At 71.5% G+C, this 26,033-nt stretch carries 22 protein-coding genes; 9 read left to right on the top strand and 13 right to left on the bottom strand.

What is annotated here, in order from left to right; all coding sequences use genetic code 11:
- Positions 1–17: 17 nt before the first annotated feature.
- The 7 genes from HHX37_RS30565 to HHX37_RS30595 all read right to left on the bottom strand — a co-directional run bounded on the left by HHX37_RS30565 (position 18) and on the right by HHX37_RS30595 (position 6,020).
- Positions 18–185, bottom strand: a complete 168-nt coding sequence (locus HHX37_RS30565) for a hypothetical protein (RefSeq protein WP_165900953.1) — start codon at positions 183–185, stop codon at positions 18–20.
- A gap of 288 nt (positions 186–473) precedes the next feature.
- A complete protein-coding gene (locus HHX37_RS30570) occupies positions 474–926 on the bottom strand; it encodes a carboxymuconolactone decarboxylase family protein (protein ID WP_182887658.1) in 453 nt (150 codons plus the stop codon).
- Complete coding sequence (gene sigJ, locus HHX37_RS30575) at positions 923–1,861, bottom strand: RNA polymerase sigma factor SigJ (RefSeq protein WP_310740607.1); 939 nt, start codon at positions 1,859–1,861, stop codon at positions 923–925. Before sigJ ends, HHX37_RS30570 begins: the two co-directional genes overlap by 4 nt.
- 53 nt (positions 1,862–1,914) lie before the next feature.
- Positions 1,915–2,916, bottom strand: coding sequence for a LacI family DNA-binding transcriptional regulator (locus HHX37_RS30580; RefSeq protein WP_117410573.1), 1,002 nt, complete (start codon positions 2,914–2,916; stop codon positions 1,915–1,917).
- Positions 2,917–2,962: 46 nt separating this feature from the next.
- Positions 2,963–3,820 (bottom strand): carbohydrate ABC transporter permease, encoded by an 858-nt coding sequence (locus HHX37_RS30585; protein ID WP_182887660.1) that lies wholly within the window; start codon positions 3,818–3,820, stop codon positions 2,963–2,965.
- A complete protein-coding gene (locus HHX37_RS30590; RefSeq protein ID WP_310738319.1) occupies positions 3,820–4,716 on the bottom strand; it encodes a sugar ABC transporter permease in 897 nt (298 codons plus the stop codon). Before HHX37_RS30590 ends, HHX37_RS30585 begins: the two co-directional genes overlap by 1 nt.
- Positions 4,713–6,020, bottom strand: a complete 1,308-nt coding sequence (locus tag HHX37_RS30595; RefSeq protein WP_182887661.1) for an ABC transporter substrate-binding protein — start codon at positions 6,018–6,020, stop codon at positions 4,713–4,715. Before HHX37_RS30595 ends, HHX37_RS30590 begins: the two co-directional genes overlap by 4 nt.
- Positions 6,021–6,208: 188 nt before the next feature.
- On the opposite strand from HHX37_RS30595, the gene HHX37_RS30600 reads away from it, so the two are divergent.
- From HHX37_RS30600 to HHX37_RS30610, 3 genes are all read left to right on the top strand, one after another.
- Complete coding sequence (locus HHX37_RS30600) at positions 6,209–8,230, top strand: beta-galactosidase (protein WP_310740608.1); 2,022 nt, start codon at positions 6,209–6,211, stop codon at positions 8,228–8,230.
- Positions 8,231–8,360: 130 nt separating this feature from the next.
- Positions 8,361–9,452, top strand: coding sequence for a glycoside hydrolase family 53 protein (locus HHX37_RS30605; RefSeq protein WP_138462590.1), 1,092 nt, complete (start codon positions 8,361–8,363; stop codon positions 9,450–9,452).
- Positions 9,453–9,610: 158 nt separating this feature from the next.
- Positions 9,611–10,030 (top strand): hypothetical protein, encoded by a 420-nt coding sequence (locus HHX37_RS30610; protein ID WP_133306217.1) that lies wholly within the window; start codon positions 9,611–9,613, stop codon positions 10,028–10,030.
- Between the two features lie 9 nt (positions 10,031–10,039).
- Here HHX37_RS30610 and HHX37_RS30615 read toward each other — a convergent pair whose 3' ends face one another.
- Entirely contained in the window at positions 10,040–10,273 is a 234-nt protein-coding gene (locus HHX37_RS30615; RefSeq protein ID WP_182882926.1) for a hypothetical protein, read from the bottom strand.
- A 163-nt stretch (positions 10,274–10,436) separates the two neighbouring features.
- On the opposite strand from HHX37_RS30615, the gene HHX37_RS30620 reads away from it, so the two are divergent.
- The 5 genes from HHX37_RS30620 (at position 10,437) to HHX37_RS30640 (ending at position 18,863) form a co-directional block, all read left to right on the top strand.
- Positions 10,437–12,719 (top strand): TIM-barrel domain-containing protein, encoded by a 2,283-nt coding sequence (locus tag HHX37_RS30620; protein ID WP_182887662.1) that lies wholly within the window; start codon positions 10,437–10,439, stop codon positions 12,717–12,719.
- A gap of 24 nt (positions 12,720–12,743) precedes the next feature.
- Entirely contained in the window at positions 12,744–14,069 is a 1,326-nt protein-coding gene (locus HHX37_RS30625; protein WP_182887663.1) for an ABC transporter substrate-binding protein, read from the top strand.
- A gap of 83 nt (positions 14,070–14,152) precedes the next feature.
- Complete coding sequence (locus HHX37_RS30630) at positions 14,153–15,055, top strand: carbohydrate ABC transporter permease (RefSeq protein ID WP_138462585.1); 903 nt, start codon at positions 14,153–14,155, stop codon at positions 15,053–15,055.
- The gene (locus HHX37_RS30635) at positions 15,052–15,891 is read left to right on the top strand and encodes a carbohydrate ABC transporter permease (RefSeq protein ID WP_244302313.1); all 840 of its coding nucleotides are present in this window, start codon (positions 15,052–15,054) and stop codon (positions 15,889–15,891) included. The genes HHX37_RS30630 and HHX37_RS30635 overlap by 4 nt, the downstream gene beginning before the upstream one ends.
- A gap of 41 nt (positions 15,892–15,932) precedes the next feature.
- Positions 15,933–18,863: a glycoside hydrolase family 3 protein gene (locus HHX37_RS30640; protein WP_182887664.1), complete on the top strand. Its 2,931-nt coding sequence runs from the start codon at positions 15,933–15,935 to the stop codon at positions 18,861–18,863.
- 117 nt (positions 18,864–18,980) lie between these two features.
- Here the strand turns inward: HHX37_RS30640 and HHX37_RS30645 are convergent, their stop codons facing one another.
- From HHX37_RS30645 to HHX37_RS30660, 4 genes are all read right to left on the bottom strand, one after another.
- Positions 18,981–19,400, bottom strand: coding sequence for a hypothetical protein (locus tag HHX37_RS30645; RefSeq protein ID WP_182887665.1), 420 nt, complete (start codon positions 19,398–19,400; stop codon positions 18,981–18,983).
- 181 nt (positions 19,401–19,581) lie between these two features.
- Entirely contained in the window at positions 19,582–19,908 is a 327-nt protein-coding gene (locus tag HHX37_RS30650) for a DUF1330 domain-containing protein (protein WP_182887666.1), read from the bottom strand.
- Between the two features lie 184 nt (positions 19,909–20,092).
- Positions 20,093–22,078, bottom strand: coding sequence for a serine/threonine-protein kinase (locus HHX37_RS30655; protein ID WP_182887667.1), 1,986 nt, complete (start codon positions 22,076–22,078; stop codon positions 20,093–20,095).
- 5 nt (positions 22,079–22,083) lie between these two features.
- Entirely contained in the window at positions 22,084–23,508 is a 1,425-nt protein-coding gene (locus tag HHX37_RS30660) for a hypothetical protein (RefSeq protein WP_182887668.1), read from the bottom strand.
- Between the two features lie 167 nt (positions 23,509–23,675).
- On the opposite strand from HHX37_RS30660, the gene HHX37_RS30665 reads away from it, so the two are divergent.
- Positions 23,676–23,954 carry a hypothetical protein gene (locus HHX37_RS30665; protein WP_182887669.1) on the top strand — a complete coding sequence of 93 codons (279 nt, stop codon included), beginning with the start codon at positions 23,676–23,678 and terminating at the stop codon, positions 23,952–23,954.
- Positions 23,955–24,008: 54 nt separating this feature from the next.
- Here HHX37_RS30665 and HHX37_RS30670 read toward each other — a convergent pair whose 3' ends face one another.
- Positions 24,009–25,967, bottom strand: a complete 1,959-nt coding sequence (locus HHX37_RS30670) for a protein kinase family protein (protein ID WP_182887670.1) — start codon at positions 25,965–25,967, stop codon at positions 24,009–24,011.
- Positions 25,968–26,033 lie beyond the last annotated feature (66 nt).

The raw sequence follows: 26,033 nt of genomic DNA on the forward strand, positions 1-26,033 counted from the left end.
GGGCCGCGCGCTCCGCGTCACGCAGGTTCGGGCCGCGAGGCGGGACCCGACGTCCGTGGAAAACGGATGACGTTCCCGCCCGTGTAGGCCTTGAGGTCGACGATCTTCCTCTCCTGCTTGGGCCTACGGCGCAGTGCGGACCTGATGTCCCTGACCTTGGCGAGCGACGGCACCACCGTGACCATGTTGCATCCCCCCGACCGTGATGGTTCCGTTACCTTTCCGAATAGATACAGGAGGACGGGTAAAGCGGGCGTAAAGCCTCAACCGTCACAGGAGTCTCAGTAGGGCAGGCGTCGTCCGGAGGGGGTGCGCAGGTCGAGATCGGCGGCGGGACGGCGGATTCGGCGAGGCCGGTGGATCCTAGTACGTCTCATGGCCCTTGTCCTTCCGTGACACCTGCAGACTATTCGCCCCGCCCGCCGCCGTCCTCCCGTTTTCCCACGACCGGCCGTTCTCCCGGTCCGGCCAGGTCAGACCCCCGAGCCGGGGACCGTACGGCTGATGACGCAGATCCGGTTCCAGGCGTTGATCTGCGCGACGGCCACGACCAGCGCGGCCAGCTCCTCCTGGGAGTAGTGCCGCGCGGCCTCCGCCCAGACGTCGTCCGGCACCGGGTCGGGCCGGTCGGCGAGCCGGGTCCCGGCCTCGGCCAGCGCCAGCGCGGCCCGCTCGGCGTCCGTGTAGTACGGCGCCTCCCGCCAGGCGGCCACCGACCACAGCCGCTCGTCGCTCTCCCCGGCCTTCTTCGCGTCCCGGACGTGCATGTCCAGGCAGAACGCGCAGCCGTTGATCTGGCTGGCCCGGATCTTCACGAGCTCCAGGATGGCGTGCGGCAGGCCGCACCCGTGCAGGAACCGCTCCACCCCCCGCATCGCCTCGATCGCCTCAGGGGCCAGCTCACGCACACTGATTCTCGCGGTCATCGTTGGTTCCTCGTCTCGTCGGCCCGCGTCAGGCGGGCGAGTTTCTCCGGGTTCAGGACCATGTCGACGGCGGTGATCCGGCCGCCCGCGACGGTGAGCCCGATCACCGTCACCAGCCGCCCCTCGCGGTAGCGCAGCAGCCCGGGCCGGCCGTTCACCGAGGCGGGCACCAGCTCGAATCGGCCGAACCTGCGCAGGCCCGTCAGCAGCCGGGCGACCTTCGCGGCGCCCAGGACCGGCCGCCGCGCCGCGCGCACCACTCCGCCGCCGTCGCTGCGCAGCACGACCTCCGGATCGAGCAGCGCGAGCAGCGCGCCGATGTCGTCGCCGAGGCAGGCACGGGCGAAGGCGTCCACCACCCGCCGGTGCGCGGAGGGATCCACGTCGAACCGGGGAGCGCGGGACGCGACGTGCGTCCGCGCCCGGGCGGCGAGCTGCCGGCAGGCGGCCGGGCTGCGCCCGACCGCCTCGCCCACTTCGGTGAACGTCAGGCCGAACACGTCGTGCAGCACGAAGGCGGTCCGCTCGGCCGGGCTCAGCGACTCCAGCACGACGAGCATGGCCATGCTGATCGACTCGTCCAGCGTCACCCGCTCGGTGGGCCCGGGTTCACCAACCACGGGCCCACCGGCCACGGGACCGGTGAGAACAGGCTCGGGCAGCCACGGCCCCACGTACTCCTCCCGGCGGTGCCGGGCCGAGCGCAGCACGTCGAGGGCGAGCCGGGAGACGGTGACCACCAGCCACCCGACCACGTCGCCGATCTCCGCGCCGCCCTCCTCCCGGTGGCGGCGCAGCCGCAGCCAGGCGTCCTGCACGACGTCCTCGGCCTCGTCGAGGCTTCCGAGCAGCCCGTACGCGACGCCGAGCAGCCGGGGCCGCAGCGCCTCGAACCCGGCGCCCCCGCCGATCCCGCCGTCGTCATGGTCGTCCACGTGCTGAGGACGAGACAGCCCTTCCATGTGTGACATCCCCCCGCCGCCCGAGGTCAGGCGGAGTCGCGTACGACCAGCGTCGTGGGGAGGATGACCGGCTCGACGCGGTCGGCGCCGTCGACCAGTTCGAGCAGCAGGCGTACGGTCTCCTCGGCCACCTGGGCGAGCGGCTGCCGGATCGTGGTCAGCGGCGGGTGCGTGGAGACGGCGATCGACGAGTCGTCGAAGCCGCCCACCGCCACGTCGTCGGGCACCCGCCGGCCCGCGGCCCGCAGCGTCGCCAGGGCCCCGGCCGCCATCAGGTCGGAGGCCACGAACACCGCGTCGAGGTCGGGCGCGCGCTCCAGCAGCCGCGCCATCGCGCTCTCGCCGCTGAGCTGAGTCCAGTCGCCGTGCTCGATGAGCCGCCTGGACGCCTTGCGGCCGAGCACGTCGGCGAAGCCCTCCAGCCGCTGGACGCCGCCGGGGGTGTCCATCGGGCCGGTGATGGTGGCGATCCTCCTGCGGCCCTGCTCGACCAGGTAACGAGCCATCTGCCGGGCGCCCTCGCGGTCGTCCGCGGCGGCGTACGGGATCGCGTTCTCCCGCCCGACCACCGCGCCCTGCGCGACCGCCGGCACCCTGGTCTTCACCAGGGCGTCCGCCAGTGTGTCGCCGGCGTGGGTGGACACCAGGAACACCCCGTCGGCGTGGCCGCCGCGCACGTAGCGGAGCACCCGCTCGCGGTCCCCGTCGTCACCGGCCAGCATGACGACCAGGGAGACGTCGCGCTCGGCCAGGCGCCGGATCGCGGTGCGGATCAGCACCCCGTAGTTGGGGTCCTCGAAGACCTTCTCGTGCGGTTCGGACAGCACCATGACCACCGACCCCGTCCGCTGCGTGACCAGGCTGCGGGCGTTGCGGTTGACGATGTAGCCGGTCTCGGTGATCGCCCGGCGGACGGCGGCGTGGGCGGCCGGGCTCACGTACCGGTCGTCGTTGAGCACGCGGGAGACCGTGCCGCGCGAGACGCCGGCCGCCGCGGCGACGTCGTGGATGGTCGGGCGCTTCGCCATGGTCGTATTGTCCCCCCGCCGATCAGCGCGTTCTCCCCCGCCCAGCTCAGCTTTTCACGGCTCCGCCGGACAGGTCGGCCCGCCAGTGGCGCTGCATGGTGAGGAACAGCGCGACGAGCGGAACGAGCGACAGCAGCGTCCCCGTGATGATCAGGTTGTAGAGCGAGGGCTGGTTGGCCCCGGCGGCGAGCAGGGTGTACAGGCCGACCGTCAGCGGGAACCGGTGGTCGTCGCCCAGCATGATGAACGGCAGCAGGAAGTTGTTCCAGATCGCGACGAACTGGAACAGGAAGATCGTCACCATGGCCGGGGTGAGCATCGGCAGCGCCACCCGGTGGAACAGCCGCCACTCGCCCGCGCCGTCCAGCCGGCCCGCCTCCAGCAGCGAGGCCGGGACCGCGGCCCGCGCGTAGATCCTGGCCAGATAGACGCTGTACGGGCTGAGGACCTGGGGCAGCAGCACCGACCAGTAGGTGCCGGCCAGGCCCGCCTCGGAGAACAGCAGATACTGCGGGATCGCCAGCACGACGGGCGGCACCAGGATCCCGCCGACGAGCAGGTTGAAGATCAGGCCGCGGCCGGGGAAGGCGTACGTGGCGAGGGCGTACCCCGAGACGGTGGCCACCGCGGTCGCCAGGACCGCGCCGCCCCCGGCGTACAGGGCCGTGTTGAGCAGCCACAGCCAGAAGACGCCGTCGCGGTAGGCGAACAGGTCGGCCAGGTTGGACAGCAGGCCGGTGCCGGGCGCGAAGGTCGGCGTGGAGAACAGCTCGGCCTTGGACTTGGTGGCCGCGACCACCACCCAGCTCACCGGGAACAGGGTGTAGACCGCGCCCAGCACGAGCACCCCCGTGGGGACGATCCCGGCCGGCCGGCGTGCCCCGGCCCGCGTGGCGGCGGCCATCAGCCCTCCCCGAACGCGTGGTTCTTCACGATCCGCAGGAAACCGAACGACACCACGACGGAGATCCCCGCGATCACCATGGACGTCGCGGCGGCCGAGTGGAGGTCGCCGGTGACGAACGCGTCGCGGTACACCTTCATCAACGGGCTCCAGGTCGAGCTGATCGTGTTGGTCAGCGGCCGCAGCGTGGTCGGCTCGGTGAACACCTGGATGGTCGCGACCACGGAGAACACGGTGGTCAGGATGATCGCCGGGACGAGGATCGGGATCTTGATCCGCAGCGCGATCCCCAGTTCGCCCGCGCCGTCGATCCTGGCCGCCTCGTAGTACTCGCGCGGCACGGCCCGCAGGTTCGTGTACAGCACCAGCATGTTGAAGCCGGTGCCGCCCCACACCGCCACGTTGGCCATCGAGAACGTGACCACGCCGGCGCCCAGGAACGCGTGGTCGCCGAACGGGCTGAGGCCGGGCAGGTAGAGGAACCCCCACATCAGCGTGGCGGCCACCCCCGGCACGGCGTACGGCAGGTAGATCGAGATCCGGGTGAGCCGGGCCAGCCGCACGTGCGCCGCGTCGAGCATCAGCGCGAACACCAGGGCGAGCCCCAGCATCAGCGCGAGCACGAGCGCGCCGTAGCCGAGGACGCGCAGCCAGCCGGCCCACAGCTCGCCGTCCCCGGCGGCCGCGGCGTAGTTGCCGAGCCCGGCGAAGACCTCCGTACGGGCGCCCCTGCCGAGGCCGAGACCGGAGACCTTGGTGCGGCGCAGGCTCAGGTAGCCGGTGTAGCCGATGGGCAGGGCCATGAACAGCGTGAACAACACCATGGCCGGGGCGAGGAACAGGTAGGGCACGGCGCCCGCGCGACGCGTCGGGGCCCCCTTTCCCGGACGCCTCACTGGGCGAGGGTGAAGCCGGTCTTGCGCATGTCCGCGACGGTGGTGTCCTGCATCGTCCGGACGGCGGCGGTGAAGTCCGACCTGGCGGCGACGGCCTTGTCGAACGCGTCGCGGTAGGCGTTGTACGTCACGTTCACGTCAGGGCCGAAGGTGAAGCCGCGGGCGGTGGCGCCGATGGCGGCGGCCTGCTTCCAGAAGTCGGGCTGGTTGGAGAAGTAACCGGGGGCCTCGGTCATCAGCGCGGCGCCCTTCGCGGAGGCCGGGTAGACCGCGCCCTCCTCGATCAGCAGCCCGAGCGCCTGCGGGTCGGTGTTCAGCCAGGTGGCGAACGTCGCCGCCGCGGCCCTGCTGGGCGACTTGGCGGCGACGGCGGTGGAGGAGCCGCCCCAGAAGCCGCTGTGGTTCTCGCCGGCGTTCCACTGGGGGAGCGGCGCGACGGCCCACTTACCCTTGCCCTTCGGCGCGTTGCTGGACAGCACGCCCGGGCCCCACACCGCCGACGGCCAGGTGAGCAGCCTGCCGTCGTTGAGCGCCTTGTTCCACTCCGGGGTGAAGTAGGGCATGTCGTCGATGACGCCCTCCTTCACCAGTCCGCCCCAGTAGGAGGCGACCTTCCTGGTCGGCTCGTCGTCGACCGCGACCTTCCAGGCGTCGCCGTGGATCGACCACCACTGGGCGCCCGCCTGCTGGGAGAGCCCGGCGAACCAGCCCGGGTCCTTGCTGGAGAACGTGCCGAGGAAGACCTTCGGGTCCTTCCGGCGTACGACGCGGGCGGCCTCGGCGTACTCGTCCCACGTCTTCGGCACCTCGATGCCGTACTTGTCGAACAGGTCCCGCCGGTAGTACAGCATCATCGGCCCGCTGTCCTGGGGGACCGCGTAGACGGCGTCGGTGCCGAGCGTCACCAGCCCCCAGACGCCCTCGCCGAACTCGCCCTTCGCCTGCGCGGTCTCCGCTCTGATGTCGGCCACGGCGTCGGCGGCGACGAAGGAGGGCAGCATCTGGTACTCCGCCTGGACCAGGTCGGGCGGGTTGCCCGCCCTGGCGGCGGTGAGGAACTTGGCCGCCGCGTCGTCCCCGCCCGCCTGCTTGCTCACCGTGACCTGGATGTCGGGATGAGCCTGGTTCCACACGCTGACGATCTTGTCCATGTTCGGGACCCAGGTCCAGTACGTGAGCTTGACCGGGCCGCCGGAGGCGGCGGCGCCGCCGGTGGTGGCGGAGGGCTCGCCGGAGCCGCCGGAGCAGGCCGCGCAGAGCGTGGCGACGAGGATCGCGGCCGTGGCCAGCCGGTACACGCGCATGTGTTCCTCCAGGCGGGTGGAGAATGTCTGGGAGCGTTCACAGACTGAAGAGTCGCTCCCGCGCTGTCAATGGCCGTTACGCGGTTGTTAACGGTCCTCCCTTATCTGGGTGAATCGCTCCGTGCCTTCTCGGAGTCGCACTTGTGGACTACTGTGCACGTTCACAGACGAAGAACTGAGGGGGAGACGTGCCCGGTTATCCCGTCCTGCCCGAGGGCCTCGCCTACGGCGGCGACTACAACCCCGAGCAGTGGCCGGAGGAGGTGTGGCGGGAGGACGTCCGGCTGATGCGGGAGGCCGGGGTGAACCTGGTCACCGTGGGCGTCTTCAACTGGGGGCTGATCGAGCCGCGGGAGGGCGAGTTCGACTTCGCCCGGCTCGACCGGATCCTCGACCTGCTCCACTCGGCGGGGGTGTACGCCGGCCTCGCCACCCCCACCTCCTCGCCGCCCACGTGGTTCCGCCACCGGCACCCCGGCAGCCGCCTCGTCGACGAGGAGGGCCGCGTGCTCGGCGGGGGCTCCCGGCACAGCTTCTGCCCCAGCTCGCCCGACTACGCCGCCGCGTCGGAGCGGGTCGTCGCCGCCCTGGCCGCCCGATACTCCGGGCACCCCGCCGTGGCCATGTGGCACGTGCACAACGAGTACGGCTGGGCCAACGCGCACTGCTACTGCCCGGTCTCGGCCGAGGCGTTCCGCGCCTGGCTGCGGGAGAAGTACGGCGAGGTGGGCGCGCTCAACGCCGCCTGGGGCACCGTCTTCTGGGGGCTGACCTACGGATCCTTCGACGAGGTCGAGCCGCCCGTCACCGCGCCGCCCGGCCTCCTCACCGGGCTCCGGCTCGACTTCATGCGCTTCTCCGTCGACGCCCACATCGCCTGCTTCCGCCGGGAGCGCGAGACGATCCGCCGCTTCGGCGACCTGCCCGTCACGACCAACTTCATGATCCCCAACTGCAAGCCGATGGACTACTGGCGCTGGGCGGAGGAGGTCGACGTCGTGGCCAACGACCACTACCTCGTCGCGGCGCGCGCCGACTCGCACATCGAGCTGGCCCTGGCCGCCGATCTCACCCGGTCGGTCGCCGGAGGCCGTCCCTGGATGCTCATGGAGCACTCGACCGGCGCGGTGAACTGGCAGCCGCGCAACGTGGCCAAGCGGCCGGGGGAGATGCGCCGCAACACGCTCGCCCATGTGGCGCGGGGCTCGGACTCGGCGATGTTCTTCCAGTGGCGCGCCTCCCGCCACGGCGCGGAGAAGTTCCACTCGGCGATGGTGCCGCACGCCGGCGCGGACTCGGAGGTCTGGCGTGACGTGGTCGCGCTCGGCGCGGACCTCCGCCGTCTCGGCGGGGTGCGGGGGGCGCGGGTGAGGGCCGAGGTCGCGCTCGTCTGGGACTGGGAGTCCTACTGGGCCGTCGAGTTCGAGTGGCGGCCCTCGGCCGACCTGCGCTTCCGGGACCGGGTGGAGGCCTTCTACGAGGCGTTGTGGCGTGAGCACGTCACCGCCGACTTCGTCCACCCGTCGGCCGACCTGTCGCCGTACCGGCTGGTCGTCCTGCCCAGCTCCTACCTGCTCGGCGAGGGACCGGCCAAGAACCTGCACCGCTACGTGGAGGCGGGCGGTCACCTGCTGGTCTCCTGCTTCTCCGGGATCGTCGACGAGAACGACACCATCCACGCGGGGCCGTACCCGGGGGCGCTGCGCGAGGTGCTCGGCCTGACGGTCGAGGAGTTCCACCCGCTCCGCGAGCACGAGACGGTGCCGCTGCGGCGAGCACAGGAGCCGGAAGGCCAGGGCCCGGTGGGCCGGATCTGGTCCGAGCGCGTACGGCTCGCGGGGGCGCGGGCCGTACACGAGTTCGCCGGCGGCCCCGACGCCGGGCATCCCGCCGTCACCCGGCACGACCTGGGCGGGGGAACGGCGTGGTACGTCGCCACCGCCCTCGACCCGGCGCCCGGCGACGGCGCGCACGAGGCCGACCTGCGCGGGCTGGTCGCCCGGGTTCTCGACCACGCGGGCGTGTCCCGGCCGCGCGGCGTGCCCGACACCCTGGAGGTCGTCCGGCGGGGCGACCACCTCTTCCTCGTCAACCACGCGGACGCCGAGGTGACGGTCGGCGGGGTGACCGGAACGGGCGTGCTGGACGGCGCCGCCTACTCGGGGTCGGCGACGGTGCCCGCCGGAGGCGTCGTCGTGGTCCGCACCTGACCGCGCCCCGCAGTGCTCGCCTGAAAGTGTGTGAAAGCACCTGAAATCAGATGAAAGCTCCCTCGGTGCTGCCGGGGGCGGGGGATCCTTTCGGGGGAATCCGTCACATCCTCTCCTGACCGGAGGACACATGAGAAAGATCCTGGCGGCGCTCGTCGCCTGCGCCGCCGCGGCTCTGGCCGCCGGGCCGCCGGCGCTCGCCGCGGCCCCGCTGACCATGCTCGGCGCCGACGTCTCCTCCGTACAACGCGCCCTGGACCTGGGCGCGAGGTACTACGACGCGGCCGGCAACCAGAGGGACCCGCTGGACATCCTCAAGGGCGTCGGCGTCAACTACGTCCGCCTGCGGATCTGGAACAACCCCGCCAGCGGCTACAACAACAAGGCCAAGGTGCTGCAGTACGCCAGGACGGTGAAGGCCAAGGGCCTGAAGCTGCTGATCGACTTCCACTACTCGGACACCTGGGCGGACCCGGGCAAGCAGTACAAGCCCGCCGCGTGGGCCGGCCACGGGATCGGCCAGTTGCAGAGCGACGTCTACAACTACACCTACGACGTGTGCTCCAGCCTCAAGGCGCAGGGCACGACTCCCGACAGCGTGCAGATCGGCAACGAAATCAACGTCGGCATGCTGTGGAACGACGGCAAGGTCGTCAACAACGACTTCACCAACCTGAGCCTGCTGCTCAAGGCGGGCTACAACGCGACGAAGGCGTGCAACGGCGGGACCCAGGTGATCATCCACACCGCGGACGCCGACAGCGACGCCAACGCCCGCTGGTTCTACGACGGCATCAGGGCCAAGGGCGTCGCCTGGGACATCACCGGCCTGTCGTACTACTGCATGTGGCACGGCACGCTGTCCAACCTCTCCTGGGTGATCTCGGACATGCGGTCCCGCTACGGGAAGCCCGTCGTCATCGCGGAGACGGCGTACCCGTTCACCCCCGACAACGCCGACTCCACGGGCAACTCGGTCACGTCGGGGTGTTCCGGGTACGGCCTCACCTGGCAGGGGCAGGGCGCGGAGTTCACGGCGGTGCAGAACACGGCCCGCGACGCGGGCGCCGTCGGCGTCTTCTACTGGGAGCCGACCTGGTACGCGGTGCCCGGCAACGGCTGGGACCCGGCCAACATCAACGGCAGCGGCGACGGCTGGGACAACATGGCCGTGTTCAACTGGACCGGCCACATCAACCCGAACGTCAGGTGGACTCCCTAGAGCCTGTCCGACCCCGCTGCCGGACGCGCGAGGGCGGCCGCCCCGGCCGCCCTCACCCATCCGGGGACGACACGGACCCCGATGACCGGCGCGGGCCGCACGCCTTGCGGTACACCTGTGAGGTGAGCCGGACGGGGCTGGGGGCCGTTATGGAGAGCATGAGAACTTCGCGTGTCACGCTGCTGTCGCTGGCGGTCCTTTGCACGGCGGCCCTGACGGGCCCGGCCGAGGCGACGACCGCGCCGAGGAAGTCGCTGGTCGAACTGCGCGAGCAGGGCGGGTTCGCGGGGCTGGACGACCGCGTGCGCGTCTACACCGACGGCTGCGCCCTGCTGAGCCGCCGTACGGGGCCGGTCGTGCGCAGGTGCCTGACGGCGTCCGAGTGGCGCGGGCTGCGCGGGGCGTTGAAGAACCTGCGGCTCGGCCGGTCCGAGGCCCCGCCGCAGGGGGCCGACTTCCTCGCGTACGGCCTGACGTACCAGGGCCGCCGGGTCACCCGCTACACCCTGCCGCCGTCCTGGCGGCCGGTGGTGGACCGGCTGCAGCGGGTCCTGGCGAAGTACCAGGCGCCCCGGTAGCCGAGAAGGTCAGGGCTCGGGGACGGCCTCCCACTCGCGGCAATGGCTGAGCGCGTAGTGGTGGTAGATCATGCCGACGGCCGGCCGCGGCCAGCCGGGCATGGCGTCGTCGTCCGGGGGAGAGGCCGGCTCGCCGATGTCGGCGGCGGTGACGGACTGCCCGCCGGGACCGCAGACGCAGCCGGGGCTGCCCTCGTGGTCGATCACGTCGTCCAGCGGCATCACGTGTACGAACCTGTCCATCCACATCACCTGCCCTTGACCGAGGATTGCGGACACATTACCTGAAACTGTCATATACGGGAATAACCTGCGCAAACTCCGCTACGGGCGGCCCATTGATTTTTGTTGGGATGGACGGCAAACTAACTCCACAATCGCCGGATGAGCTTGATGGAGTGCCGCAATGCCGTACCGCCCCCCGTTGGTCGCGCGCGAGTTCTTCGTGGCCGATCCTCCCGAGCTACCGGTGCGTGAGCCGGGTGAGACGGGCCTGTCCGCGCTGACCGGCGCGGAGGTGGTGGCCTCCGACGGGCGGGGGGTGACGCTGAAGGGCTCCACCTCGGCGGAGGAGACGCTCGTCGTGCAGATCTCGGCCGCGGGTGAGGGGGTGATCCGGGTGCGGCTGGCGGAGGATCCCGACGCCCGCACCCGGTCCGCCCGCGCGATCGCCATGGTCACCCCCGGCGAGTACGCCGGGACCGTCGTGGAGGCGAACCACAGCCGCGTCGTCGTCGACGCCGGGTCGCTGCGCGCCGAGGTGCGGCTGAACCCGTGGAACCTCCGCTTCACCGACCGGGCCGGCCGGACGCTGGTGGAGCAGGACCCGGGCCACCCCGACATCAGCGGCCGCCTCCGCACGCTGCCCTTCGGCCGCTCCACCGTCGACGGCGCCCCCGTCGCCTACCACGACACGTTCCTCGCCCCGGCCGACGAGGCGTTCGGCGGGTTCGGCGAGTCGTTCACGCCGCTCGACAAGCGCGGCCAGCGCCCGCTCATGTGGAACTTCGACGCGTTCGGCGCCGAGTCGCAGCGCGCGTACAAGAACGTGCCCTTCTACCTGTCCAGCAGGGGATACGGCATCTGCGTCGACAGCGGCACGCCGGTCGAGTTCGACATGTGCCAGTCCACCCACAGCGCCGTGCAGATCGTCGTGCCCGACGACCTCATCGACTACTACGTGATCGCGGGACCCACCCCGGCCGAGGTGCTGGACCGGTTCGACGGGCTGACCGGACGGCCGGAACTGCCGCCGAAGTGGGCGTTCGGCACCTGGATCTCCTCGGGCTTCTTCAGGGACAGCCAGGAGCGGGTGCTGGAGCGCGCCAGGAAGATCAGGGAGCGCGGCATCCCCTGCGACGTGCTGCACCTCGACTGCTACTGGCAGGCGGACGGGCACTGGTCCGACCTCCAGTGGGACCCGGAGACGTTCCCCGACCCGGCGGGCATGCTCGCCGCTCTCAAGGAGCAGGGCTTCAAGGTCTGCCTCTGGATGAACTCCTACATCTCGCACCTCAGCCCGGCCTTCGCCGAGGCCGCCGCGAAGGGCTACTTCCTCAGGCGGCCCGACGGCGAGACGTACGTCGCCGACACCTGGCACGGCTCCTATCCCGCCTGCGGCATCGTCGACTTCACCAACCCCGAGGCCGCGGAGTGGTTCAGGGGACTGCTGCGCGACCGGCTGCGCGAGGGCGTCGCGGCGTTCAAGACCGACTTCGCCGAGGGCGTGCCGGCCGACGCGGTGGCCTTCAACGGCATGACCGGCACCGACCTGCACAACGTTTACACGCTGCTGTTCAACGACCTCGTCGCCGAGGTGACCCGCGAGGTCAACGGGCACGGCCTGGTCTGGGCACGCTCGTCCTACCTCGGCGGGCAGCGCCACTCGGCGCAGTGGAGCGGCGACGTCGACACGACCTACCCCGCGATGGGCAGCACGATCAGGGGCGGCCTGTCGCACGGCCTGTCCGGCGTCCCGTTCTGGAGCCACGACGCGGGCGGCTTCACCGGCACGCCCACCCCGGACCTCTACATCCGCTGGTCGCAGTTCGCCGCGCTGTCCCCGCTCGTACGGTTCCACGGCACGACCACCCGGGAGCCCTGGGAGTTCCCGCCGCACGCCGAGCAGGCGGCGATCGAGGCCCTGCGGCTGCGGTACCGGCTCATGCCGTACATCTACTCGGCGGCCGTCACCGCGGCCGAGACGGGCGCGCCGATGCTGCGCGCGCTCTGCGTCGACCACCCGGACGACCCGGTGGCCTGGCAGGCGGATCTGGAGTACCTTCTCGGCACCGACCTGCTCGTCGCCCCGATGACCTCGGCGGACGGCACCAGGAAGGTCTACCTGCCCTCGGGGGTGTGGGTGGACTACTGGACCGGCGAGACGCTGGACGGCGGGCGCTACGTCACGGTGTCGCCGCCGCTCGACCGGATCCCCCTGTTCGGACGGCGCGGTTCGCTGGTCCCGGTCACCGAGCCGGGTGACACCGTGGCCGACGACCCGCGGGTCTCCCTGCTCGTCTTCGGCCTGCCGGAGCGCGAGAGCCGTACGACGATCAGGGACTTGGACGGGGACACGAGGGTCAGGGCGGTGTGGGACGGCGACCGGCTGACCGTCACCGCCGAGGGCCCCAAGCGGATCGGCGGCGTCGAGTTCGCCGGCCCCGGCGCCCCGGTCGTCATCAACTGAAGCGATACCCCCTGGAGAACAACCATGGTCAAGTTAGGCAGGAGCGCGGCGGTGGCGGCACTGGCCGCGGCCGTCCTGGCGCTCGGCGCGTGCGGCGGAAACGACGGCAAGTCCGAGGGCGGCAGCGCCGCCGGCGGTGGTTCCGCGGAGGCCAAGACCCTCACCCTCTGGCACTACGAGACGGGCAACAGCGCCATGGGCACCGCCTGGGCCGAGGCGATGAAGGAGTTCGAGGCGAGCCACCCCGGCGTCAAGGTGAAGTTCGAGGAGAAGGGCTTCGAGCAGATCCAGAAGACCGCCGGCATGGTCCTCAACTCCGACGAGGCCCCGGACATCATGGAGTACAACAAGGGCAACGCGACGGCCGGTCTGCTGTCGAAGCAGGGCCTGCTGACCGACCTGACGGAGGAGGCGACCAAGCGCGGCTGGGACAAGCTGCTCAGCCCGTCTCTGCAGACCACCGCGAAGTACGACGAGCGGGGCATCATGGGCTCGGGCAAGTGGTTCGGCGTGCCGAACTACGGCGAGTACGTGATGGTCTACTACAACAAGGACATGTTCGATAAGGCGGGCGTGAAGGTGCCCACCACCTTCGACGAGTTCGCCGCGGCGCTCGACACGTTCACGAAGAAGGGCACCACGCCGATCGCGATGGCGGGCGCGGAGTACCCCGCCCAGCAGCTGTTCTACCTGCTCGCCCTGAACAAGGCCAACCGCGCCTGGATCGACTCCTTCGAGCTCTACAAGGGCAAGGTCGACTTCCACGGCCCCGAGTTCACGTACGCCGCGCAGACCTTCTCCGACTGGGTGAAGAAGGGCTACATCGCCAAGAACTCGGCCGGCATGAAGGCCGAGGACATGGGCGTGGCGTTCATCGGCGGCAAGTTCCCGATCATGGTGTCGGGCAGCTGGTGGTTCGGCCGGATGCAGGAGGAGATCAAGGACTTCAAGTGGGGCTCCTTCCTGTGGCCGGGTCAGTTCGCCCCGGGCTCCAGCGGCAACATCTGGGTCGTGCCGGAGAAGTCCAAGAACAAGGACCTCGCCTATGACTTCATCGACATCACGATGAAGAAGGAGGTCCAGAACCTGCTGGGCAACTCCGGCGGCATCCCGGTCGCGGCCGACCCCGCCGCGATCACCGACGCCCAGAACAAGGAGCTGATCGAGAACTTCAACAAGCTCTCGACGCAGGACGGCCTGGCCTTCTACCCCGACTGGCCCGCCCCCGGCTACTACGACGTGCTCGTCTCGGGCGTGCAGGAACTGATCAACGGCGACAAGAAGCCGGAGGAGGTCCTGGACGAGATCGCCCAGCCCTACAACGACAACCTCGCCGACATCGGCAACTAGCAGGGAACCCGCCTCTCCCAGATCCCGGCGGCGGGATCACCTGACCGGTCTCCGCCGCCGGACCCACCCCGAAAGGTCCGCACATGGCACCACCCGACGCGGGCGCCGCCCGCCCGCGCGGGAGGGGCGGCTACTGGCTCTACCTCCTGCCGAGCCTGGTGCTGTTCCTCGCGATCATCGTCGTGCCGTTCCTGATGAACGTCGCGACGAGCTTCACCCGCTGGTCCGGCGTCGGCACCCCCACCTGGATCGGGCTCGACAACTACACGAAGCTCTTCGCGGACGAACGGTTCTGGGCGTCCTTCCAGCACAACGTCGCGCTGATCGTCGCGATGGCGGTGGTGCCGACGGTCGTCGGCCTGGTGCTGGCCGCCGCGTTGTTCGACTACATCGCCCGGCGGTTCGGCGCCCGTACGGCCTCGGCCCTGCGCGCGGCGTTCTACCTGCCGCAGGTGCTGCCCGTCGCGGTGGCCGGCGTGGTCTGGGGCTGGATGCTGCACCCGTCGTACGGCGCGGTGAACCAGATCTTCGGGCTGAAGGTCAACTGGCTGGGCGATCCCGACCTCGCGCTGGCCACGGTGATGGCGATCATGGTGTGGTTCCAGCTCGGGTACCCGGTCGTCATCTTCATGGCCGGGCTCCAGCGGGTGGACCCCTCGCTGTACGAGGCGGCCGAGATCGACGGCGCCTCCTGGTGGCGCAGGTTCTGGCACATCACGATCCCGCAGATCCGGCCGGAGATCTTCGTGGTCCTGCTGACCTGCACGATCGCGGCGCTCAAGGTGTTCGGCCCGATCTTCGTGCTCACCCGGGGCGGCCCGGGCTCGGCGACGATGGTGCCGTCCTACTTCTCCTACCTGAACTTCTTCCAGAAGGTGAACGTCGGATACGGCTCGGCGATCGCCACCGTGCTCGCCCTGATCATCGTCGTGGTGACCTTCCTCTTCCTGCGTGTCCAGGACCGTGACCAGGAGCGTGACTCGTGACCTCCGATCGCCAGTTCGGCCAGCCGGGGCGCTGGGCGGTCCTCGCGGCGCTGGTCCTGCTCGCGGCCGTGATGCTCGTCCCCTTCGCGATCGTCACGCTCAACGCGTTCAAGTCCCCGGCCGAGTACTCCTCCGGCGGCCCGCTCAGCCTGCCGCACGGGCTGTACCTCGACGGGATCGTCGCCTTCTGGCAGCGCGTCGACTTCGGCCTGAAGCTCTGGAACAGCCTCCTGATCAGCGGCGTCGTCGCGGTCGCCGCGGTGCTGCTGTCGGTGCTCAACGCGTACGCGCTGGGAATCGGCCGGGTCCGCGGCCGGCTGTGGCTGCTCGTGCTCTTCCTGGTCGCCAACACGCTGCCGCAGGAGGCACTCGTCTACCCGCTGTACTACCTGGCGAAGCAGGCCGGGCTGTACGACTCGAGGCTCGCGGTCATACTGATCTTCACGGTGATCCAGGGGGCGTTCGGCACCTACCTGCTCTCGTCGGTGCTCGGGCGGTTCCCCCGGGGGATCCTGGAGGCGGCCGAACTCGACGGGGCGAGCAGGTGGCGGATCCTCTGGGGCATCGTCGTGCCCATCAGCCGCCCGACCCTCATGGTGCTGCTCATCTTCTTCTTCATCTGGACGTGGAACGAGTTCTTCCTGCCGATGGTGTTCCTCATCTCCAACGACAACCAGACCGTGCCGGTCGCCCTCGGCGTCCTGCAGGGCGAGAAGATGATGGACGCCACCATGTCCAGCGCGTCCGCGCTGCTCGGCATCGTGCCGGCCGTGGCCTTCTTCCTGATCTTCCAGCGCACGCTGACCCGCGGCATCACGGTCGGCGCGATCAAGTAACACCCTTCAAGTAACGCGTCACTACCTGACCTGGAGGCGCAATGTCCCATCGCCGTTCGGCGATGCTGTCCGCGTCGGCCGCCCTGGCTCTGGCTCTGAGCCTGGGCGCCGGCCCCGTGCGGGCGGCCGGCGACTATCCGTTCCGAGACCCCTCGCTGCCGCTCGCGCAGCGAGTCGACGACCTTCTCGGCCGGCTCACGCCGGACGAGAAGGTGTCGATGCTGCACCAGTACGCCCCGGCGATCGACCGCCTCGGCGTCGGCCTGTTCAAGAGCGGCACCGAGGCGCTGCACGGCGTGGCCTGGTCAACCGACATCGACAACAACGGGGCCGTGGTGACCGCCACGGGCACCGTCTTCCCCCAGGCGCTCGGCCTCGCCAGCACCTGGGACCCCGCCCTGATCAAGCGGGTCGGCTCGGCCGTCGGCGACGAGGCCCGCGGCTTCCACGCGCAGAACCCGCGCGTGTGGGGGCTCAACCTGTGGGCGCCCGTCGTCAACCTGCTGCGCGACCCGCGCTGGGGCCGCAACGAGGAGGGCTACTCCGAGGACCCCCTGCTCACCGGCGCCATCTCCACGGCGTACGGATCGGGCATGGAGGGCGACGACCCCGACCACCTGAAGTCGGCGCCCACGCTCAAGCACTACCTGGCCAACAACAACGAGGTCAGCCGGGACGTCACCTCGTCGGAACTGCCGCCGCGGGTCAAGCACGAGTACGACGAGGCGGCGTTCAAACCGGCCATCTCCGCGGACGCGGCGACCGGCGTGATGGCGTCCTACAACCTCGTCAACGGCCGGCCCAACACGGTCAGCCCGGACCTGAACGACGTGGTCCGCTCCTGGACCGCCCGGACCCTGTTCAACGTCTCCGACGCCTGGGCGCCGAACAACCTCGTGCAGAGCGAGAAGTACTACGCCACCCAGGCCGAGGCCGACGCCGCGCTGATCAAGGCGGGCCTGGACAGCATGACCGTCGACGACACCAACGGCGGCCCGACGGTCGCGGCGGTCAAGGAGGCGCTGTCGAAGGGGCTGCTCACCCAGGCGGACGTGGACGACGCCGTCCGGCACCAGCTCAGCATCCGGTTCCGGCTCGGGGAGTTCGACCCCGACGGCGGGCCGTACGGGAAGATCACCAAGGACGTCGTCAACAGCCCGGCGAACCAGAAGCTGAACCGCGAGACCGCGGCCAAGGCCATGGTGCTGCTGAAGAACTCCGGCGGCACGCTGCCGCTGAAGCCCGGCAAGAAGGTCGCCGTCGTCGGCCCGCTGGCCGACGTCCTCTACACCGACTGGTACTCCGGCGCCCTGCCGTACAAGGTGACCCCGCTCGCCGGGATCAAGGAGCGCGCGAAGGCGGTGGCCTCCTCCGAGGGCGTCGACCGGATCGCCCTGAAGGACGTCGCCACCGGGAAGTACATCAGCGCGCCCGCCGCCGGGGGAGACCTGAAGGAGAGCGCCTCCACGGCCGGCGTGACCGAGCAGTTCGACGCGTTCGACTGGGGCCAGGGCGTGCTGACGCTGCGCAGCGCGGCCAACGGCAAGTACGTCAGCCGGGCCAACTGGGCGACGCTCGCCAACACCGCCGACCAGCCGTCCGGCTGGTTCGTGCAGGAGCAGTTCAAGCTGGAGCAGCAGTCCGACGGCACCTACCTGCTGCGGTACGCCGGCTACGAGACGAGCGAGAGCTGGTTCGGCCCGAACGCGTACGTCAAGGCCGAGGCCGACGGCACGCTCGGCCTGACCACCGCCGACCAGGCCACGCACTACGCCAAGGAGGTCGTCTCCCGCGGCGTGGACGACGCGGTCGCCAAGGCGAAGGCCGCCGACGTGGCGGTCGTCGTGGTCGGCAGCATGCCGTTCATCAACGGCCGCGAGGCGCACGACCGCACCGACATGAACCTCGCCGAGGGCCAGGAGGCCCTGGTCAAGGCGGTGAAGAAGGCCAACCCCAACACGGTCGTGGTGCTGCAGAACAGCTACCCGACGACGATCAACTGGGAGCAGGACAACGTCCCGGCCATCCTGTGGACCACCCACGCGGGCGCCGAGACCGGCCACGGCCTCGCCGACGTGTTGTACGGCGACGTCAACCCGGCGGGACGGCTGACGCAGACGTGGTACCGGTCGGCCGACGAGCTGCCGGGCATCCTCGACTACGACATCGTCAAGAAGGACCGCACCTACCTGTACTACCAGGGCCGGCCCCTCTACCCGTTCGGGTACGGCCTGTCGTACACGTCGTTCGCCTACCAGGGCCTCAAGGCGGTGCCGAAGGGCGACGCGTACGAGGTCTCGGTGAAGGTGACCAACACCGGCTCCCGGGCCGGCGACGAGGTCGTGCAGCTCTACACCCACCAGCACCGGTCGCGGGTGAAGCAGCCGGTCAAGCAGCTGCGCGCGTTCCAGCGGGTGTCGCTGGCGCCCGGGCAGACGAAGACGGTCACGATGACCGTGCAGAAGGCCGACCTCGCCCTGTGGGACGTCACGCGGAACAAGTGGACGGTCGAGAACGCGACCCACGACGTCCTCGTGGGATCGTCGTCGGCGGCCATCCGCCAGCGCTCGACGATCAACGTCAGGGGTGAGGACATCCCGCACCGCGACCTGTCGAAGACCACCCGGGCGATCGACTTCGACGACTACTCGGGTGTCCACCTGGTGGACGAGACCAAGGTCCGCGGTGACGCCGTCGCGGGCGCGGACGGCGGCTGGATCGCGTTCAAGGACGTCCAGCTCCGCAAGCCGGCGAAGGTGACCGTGGGTGTGGCCTCCGCGACCGGCGGGAAGATCGAGGTGCGCCTCGGCTCCCCGGACGGCGCCAGAGTGGCGACGATCCCGGTCGCCGCGACCGGCGGCGTCTACCAGTGGGCCGCCGCCACCGCTCCGGTCTCCGGCGCGAACGGCGTGAAGGACGTGTACCTGGTCTTCACCGGGGACGTCCGGGTCAAGGACCTCACCCTGAGCTGAGTCCCACGCGGCAGGACCGGACCCTGAATCGAGGACGCCTCGCGGGTGAGCACCGCCCACCCGCGGGGCGTCCCGTCGTGCGGCGGCCGGCCGCCGCCACCACGGCCGTCGTCGCCGTCACCGCCGCCGGCCGGAGCGGAACACCCACGCGTTCTGGTTGAACCAGCAGCGGCCGCCCCGCCGCCTGCAGACGTTGCCCTGGGAGTTGCCGTTGCCGTTCACGCCGATCGTGGCCTGCTGCAGGCCGTTCGCGTTCTTGAGGCTGCCGACCACCATGTAGTTTCCGTGGGCTCTGCCGTTGCCCACGGTGATGCGGGATCCGTTGCCGTTGTTGTCGGGTCCCACGAAGCCTCCGCCTCCGTGTCCGCCGCGGGACATCGGCACGGACATCGGCACGGACATCGGCACGGCGTACGCGGCGGACGTGAGACCGGACAGGGAGCCGATCGCGAGGCCCGCGCCGAGGACCGCCGCGACCGCGACGCACCGGCGCCGGGCCGCCCGGGTGAGCGCGTCGCGCGCAGCATGCACCTTCATCTCCGCCGGCTCCGCTCCCTCTGGTGGATGTGCGAACGTGTCGCCTCCTGCGACCGCATTCGCGACATACCCCGATACGCGGGATCGCTCCCGGTCCACGTCGAGCCCCGACGCAGTGGATACCGTTCCTTTCCCGGCGGGGGGCGGCTTACGGGTATTCGTCCCATTCGTGCGACGCCGGTCAGGCCGGTGTCAGCACGTCCAGCGCCCTGTGGTCCTCGCCCACCCCCGGGAGGAGCACGGCGTCCCCGGAGGAGTTCCTCGTACGCAGGGGCAGGATCTCCTGGTAGGCGGGTGACCGGTACCAGGCCCTCGCCGTGTCGAGGCCGGGGAACTCGATGACGATGAGGGTCTGCGGCCAGCTGCCCTCGAGAAGCTCGGCCTCGCCGCCGTGGACGACGAAACGGCCGCCGAACGGCTCCAGCGTGGCGTCGATGCGCCGCAGGTACTCGACGATGTCCGCGCCGACGGTGACGTCGCGGAGCTGGGCGATGGCGTAGGCGGGCATGGTTCCTCCTGTGGTCCGGCGGCGGTGCCGGGGACGCTCGTCCCCTCCTGGTCCCGAGCATGTTCCAGGCGGGTCGCGGAGGCGATGACCCGTGAGGTAATGCCCGGGCGGCGGGGTCGTCCGCGTCTCGCCCGTCGGACGGGACCCGCGATGAGGAGGGCGATCGATCACGCTTTCGCCGGCGTCAGCCCGGGGTGATGTGGACGAGCCAGTAGGTGTCGTCCGTGTGGGAGAACTCGGCGAAGAGCCGGACCTCGCGGCCCGTGAGATCCACGACGTGGACCCGCCAGGTGGCGTGGCTTCGATCGAAGACGAGCAGGTGGTCCTCGTTGAACCAGCCCCACAGCGCACCGGACGCGGGCAGCGGAAAACTCGCCCGGCGGCGGCCGGTCACGGCATCGGCCACGCAGGCGCGCCGGTCCTCACCGGGGCACAACGCGGCGAGCAGGCGGCCCGAGGGGGAGAAGCCGACGTCCACGGCATCGGTCCAGCGCAGGCCGCCGATGGTCCGCCGGAGCGTCCCGTCGAGGCCGTAGACGCGGATGCCGTCCTTCCCTCGTGCCGTCCACCGGATCACCGAGGTGCCGTCGGGCGTCCACCGGTAGGTCGCGGCGCTCGCCCTCGCGTCCTCGATCCGGGTGAAGGTGGTGGTCCTCGCCTTCACGTCGACGACCGCGAAGCCCACCGCCAGCCGTTCGCGGACGACGCCGGCGGAGACGGTGAGCAGCAGCCGCCGGCCATCCCTGGACCATTCCGGAGAGGTCGCGACGAGCGGGCGCGTGACGGTGGGGACGGAGAACCGCGCCGCCGTGCCCCGCCCGGTGAACAGCACCTCGTTTCGCAGCGACGAGACGCCGCTCACGTCCTGCCGGACGGACGCCACCATGGTCCCGTCCGGTGAGACGACCGGATCGTAGCGCTCCTCCAGCCGCCGGAACGCGGCCCGGCCGGGGACGCGGACATACGCCGGGGTCGCCAGAGAGTCCACTTTGACCAGGAACGAAGTAATCCGCACCGGGTCGGTGGGCGCCTCGTGGAGGGTGGCCCGCAACTCGGGGACGACGATCCGGTCGGTCGCGGGCGCGGGCGGCCCGCTCAGGGCGGGACGCGCTGGCGGCGCGAGGTCCGAAGGGCCGGCCGGCCGGGTCAGAGCGTAGGCGATCGTGCCGGCAGAGACGATCACTGCCGCCCCGGCGGCCGCGACCGCCCGTCGCAGCCCGCGACGGCCGCGCCGCCGGCCGTCGTCCCGGAAGTCCTCGTCCGGCGCCGCTCCCGGGATCCCGGCGTCGTCGGGATCCCGGGAGGCGGCGGAGCCGGCCCGAAGGAGCCCGGATGTATCCCCGGTGCCGGTGGCCCCGGGGTGCCCGAGCAGCCGGAGCAGCACCCGAGTGGCCGCCGGACGCGCGGCGGGATCCTTGCGCAGGCACTCGGCCGCGACCTCGCGGAGATCGCCCTCAAGCGCGCCCAGGACGGGTTCCTCCGTCAGTACGCGGCGGACGATGGCCGGCACCGTGTCGTGCCCGAACGGCGGGCTGCCCGTGGCGGCGAACACCACCACTCCCGCCCACGCGAACATGTCCGCGGCGGGGGCGGGCGGCGCGCCGCGGAGCTGCTCGGGCGCCATGTAGGCGGGGGTCCCGAGAACCCCCTCGGCGGTGGGCTCGGACGCCTCCGGCGAGCCGAACGTGCGGGCGATCCCGAAGTCGATCACCCGTGGCCCGTCCGGCCCGAGCAGCACGTTGGCGGGCTTGAGGTCGCGGTGCGCCACGCCCGCCGCGTGCACGGCCGCCAGCGCGGTCACCATGCCGATCGCGAGCCGCCGCAGTTCCCGGCCGCGCAGCGGGCCCCGCTCCGCCACGACTCGCTGCAGCGTCGGGCCTTCGATGAACTCGCTGACGATGTACGGCAGGCCGCCCGCCGTACCCACACGCAGCACCTGGGCCGTGCAGAACGACGCCACCCGGGGCAGCACCTCGGCCTCCCGGCGGAAACGGGCGTCGGCGTCGGGATCGCCGGAGGCGTGCAGGACCTTCACCGCCACCCGATCGCCGTGCTCCGTCTCGGCCAGGTAGACCACCCCCTGACCACCGGAGCCAAGCCTGCCGGAGAGCCGGAGACCGCCGATGTCGGCGGGGTCGCCGGGACGCAGGGGAGCGAGGAAGGCGGGCATGGCGCTCAGCGGGGAGTGAAGGAGAACTGGGCCAGGCCCTTCCGGCCGGTGCGCACCTCCGCGAGCGTCCTGCCCTCCCGGCCCTTCAGGTCCACGACGACCGCCCGCTCGCGCCCGGCTCCGGCGGGCTCGCTGACGATCAGATGCTCCTCGTCGTACCAGGTGATGACGCCGCCGCCCTTCGCGCCGGGAACGGTGGCCACGCGCCTGCCGGTCGCGACGTCCCACAGGCAGGTGGCCAGGGAGCTCGCGCAGCCCGTCGTGGCGAGCAGCCGCCCGGAGGGCGAGAAGCCGTCGCCCGACCCGACGGCATGGCCCGTCCAGTGCATGCTGCGCAGCACCCGCCCGGAAAGATCCCAGAACCGTGTGCCTGATCCCTGTTCGGGGGTGAGATAACGGGTGTAGACCTCGGTGCCGTCCGGTGTCCAGCGGAAGAAGCCGACAGGCCGGAGCGACTCCGGCAGCGCCTTGTAGGCCCGGATGTCCTCGTCGTTGGCCGTCTGCGTGAACCTGGCCCGGCGGGTGACGGCGTCGATCACGAGGAACCCGGCCTGGACCGTCGCCTCGTTGTTCCAGTGGAGCACGGTGAGCAGCAGCCGGTTGCCGTCTCTCGACCACTGCGGGCCCTGGGTGAGATAGGGCGGGGCCAGGCCCGCCACAGTGAACCGCTCACCGGTCCGCCGGTCCGTGATCGCGATGGTCTGGTGGTCGGACTCGGCGACGAACAGCGAGTTCAGCACGGCGAGCCGGCCGCCGCCCGGCGACACCGCCGTCAGGACGGTGTCGCCGCCCACCGCCTCGAAACCGCCGCCGGGGAGGCGGACGTACGCGGCGGGGGTCTCACCGTCCGCGGCGGCGTGATAGCCGGTGAGGATCACCGGGTCGTCCGGGCGCTCCCACCGCCTCAGCCCGGGGCCGGCGTCCACGGAGGCCCGGGCCGCGGCCGTGCGGGCCCCAGCCGGAGAGGCGGCGGTCGAGGAGGCGGCGCTGGAGGAGACGGTGACCGGTGGGACCACCTGCCGGGCCGTCCGCCCGGCCTCACCCGGCGTCAGCGCGTACGCCGTGCCGCCGCACACGAGCGCGAGGGCGGTTCCCGCGGCGGCGAGTGCGACGCCGGACCGGCGTCGGCGGGAACCAGGGGGACGGAAGGGACCCGTGGGCGTGGCCGGGGACCGCTCCCCGTCCGGCGCGGCGGGGAGGATGGCATCGAGGACTCCGGAGTGGCCGATCAGGCGGAGCAGGGCCTCCCCGGCCGGTGGGCGCTCGGTGGGACGCGCGGCCAGGCAGTCGGCGACGAGCCGCCGCAGGTCGCCCTCCAGCGGGCCGAGGTCCGCCGCGTCGTGCGCCAGGCGCTCCTCGTCGGGGAAGGGCGCCCGTCCGACTGCCGCGTAGAGGAGCGTCGTCCCCCAGCAGAAGAGGTCCGCGGGCATGCCGGCCGGGCTCGCCGGTGAGCTCCTCGGGAGAGCGCCACAGGGGCGGATTCGGGCCCGGAGAACCATGACACAGCAGGCGGGGACCGTCCGGCCCGAGCACGATCCGATCGGGGCGCACGTGCCCGTGATGCAGGCCGGCGTGGTGGAGCGCCGCGATCGTGGTCATGGTGGCGATCGCGAGCCGGTGGAGCACGGCGCCGGACCGCGGACCCGCGGAGACGACGTCCTCCTCCAGCGACGGCCCGTCCACGTGCTCCGTCGCCACGAAGTCCGGGCCCGAGCCCACGATCAGTGCGGTCCCGAGGACGGCCGCCTTCCGAAGCGCGGCCACACGGGAGGCGTCGGGACGGGCGCCGGGGGCGAACCGCTTCACCACCACCCGATCCCCCGAGGGGGACAGCGCCGTGTACGTCGTCGTGCCGAGCCGTCCCGTGACGCGGTAGGGACCGAGCGCGGCCGGGTCGCCGGGATCCGGCGGAGAGGGGGCGGGCATCGCGTCAGCTCCTCGTGCCCGGGGCGGGCGGAATGTAGGTGAAGAGCAGGTCGTCGGTGTCGTCGGCCGCGGCGATCTCGGCGAGCACCCGCTGCTCGCGTCCCCGCCCGTCCATCACGACGATCCGGTGGCTGTCGCCGCTCGGATCGAGCACGATCAGGTGCGCGTCGTCATACCAGCCGAGCAGGGCGTAGCCGGCGAAGAAGATCCCGATCGAGACCCGCCGCCCGCCCCCGGCGGTGTCCCACAGGCACAGGGTGCCGCCGCTCGGGCAGTAGGTGACGAAGACGCGTCCCGACGGGGAGAACATCCGCCGGCCCACGCTCCGGCCGACCCAGGGCAGGTCGCGCGTCCGCCGCCCGGCGAGATCGCGGAACCGCACGCCGTGCCTACGCTCGGTGACGTATCCCACGGCGACGCCGGACCCGTCGGGCAGCCACGCGTACGCGCCCTCACCCTGCTCGTTCTCGTCCGGTGTGTCGACGTACGACGAGGTCCGTTTCGCGGGGTCGAGCACGACGAAGCCGGTCGGCGTGTCCTCGCCGGCGACGACCGACAGCAGCAGCCGGGTGCCGTCGGGGGACCATGTGGGCCGGTAGAGCCTCCCGCCGGGAGCCGCCGGCCTGAGAGTGAAGCGGAGGCCGCCCCGCTGGTCGCGGAACTCGACCGAACCCCCTTCCGATCCTGCCTTCGCGTTCTCCGGCGCGGCGGTGAACAGGGCGAGCCAGGATCCTCCGGAGGAGGGCAGGGCTTCGACGTCCGGCGTCTCCAGCCTGCCGAACGCGTCCGCCGTCCGGAGATAGGTGTTCCGGCCGACCCGGTAGGCCGCCATCCGCGTGGCGTCCTGGGGGCTTTCGTGCAGTGTCATCCGCACGCCGGGCACCGGGAGCCGGGTCGTGGCCGCGGGAGGGGTGGGCGGGTCGGGAGCGGCTGAGACGATCTCCAGCGCCGGCGGTGAGATGGCGACCGGCACAGGCGCGGCGGTTTTCCGCAGGGCCAGCGCGTGTCCGGCGCCGGCCGAGACGAGCGCGATCGCCAGGCCGGCCAGGACCAGCGCCGGCCGCCACCCGCCGCTCCGCTTATCTCCCGAGGGCGGCGCTTCGGGCCCGGCGGCCGCCTCCGCCGCTGGACTGAGAGGTCCGGTCAGCGTGTGACCGACAGTGTGACCGACCAGGGCGAGCACCGTATCGGCGGCGGTGGGGCGGGTGGCGGGGTCCTTGGCGAGACAGCCCGCGAGCAGCCCGCGCAGCGGCTCGTCGAGCGCGGACAGGTCGGGCTCGCCGCGCAGCACCCGGTTGACGGCGCCCGCCGGTGATCCGGCCTGGTACGGATGGCGTCCGGTCGCGGCGAAGACGATGGCCGACGCCCAGGCGAACAGGTCGGCCGGAGGGCCGGTCTCCTCTCCAGCCAGCCGCTCCGGTGTGAGCTCGTCCGGGCGGAGCGGCCGCGTGGAGGCCGAGAGGGAGGGCCCGGCCGTTGAGTCGAGGAGTGGGCCGATGCCGGTCCCGGCGAGCTGAGGGCCGCCGGCGGCCAGGATCACCGCGTCCGGTCCAAGGTGGCCGTGGACGATCCCGGCCTGGTGGGCGGACGCCAGCGCGGTCACCGTCTCGACGGCGAGGCGATGGAGCGCCGGGCCCGCGAGCGGTCCCCGCCCGGTCACCTCCTCGGTCAGCGTGGGCCCCTCCACGTGCCGCGTCACCACGTACGGCCGGTCCCGCGCGACGCCCGCGTCGAGGAGGGGCACGTGACCCTTGGCGGTGAGCCGGCGCAACGCTTCGGCTCCGAGGAGGAAGGAGTCCGGCTCGGCGAGCGCGAGGTCGTAGAGGGTGACCGTGACCCCCTCGCCGGTGTCCGACTCCCCGGCGTAGACGACCGCGGACGCGGTCTCGATGATCCGGCCTAGCAGCCGGTAGCCGCCGAGGCGTTCCCGGTCGTCCGGGCGTAACGGGCTGGTGGCGTGCAACGCGTCCCCCGTCAGAGGTGATCGTCTCTGCGGCCATTATGCGTCGATGGGGAGGGGCCGTCTCGA

This window comes from Microbispora sp. H10885 (assembly GCF_014161415.1).
Lineage (GTDB): Bacteria > Actinomycetota > Actinomycetes > Streptosporangiales > Streptosporangiaceae > Microbispora > Microbispora triticiradicis.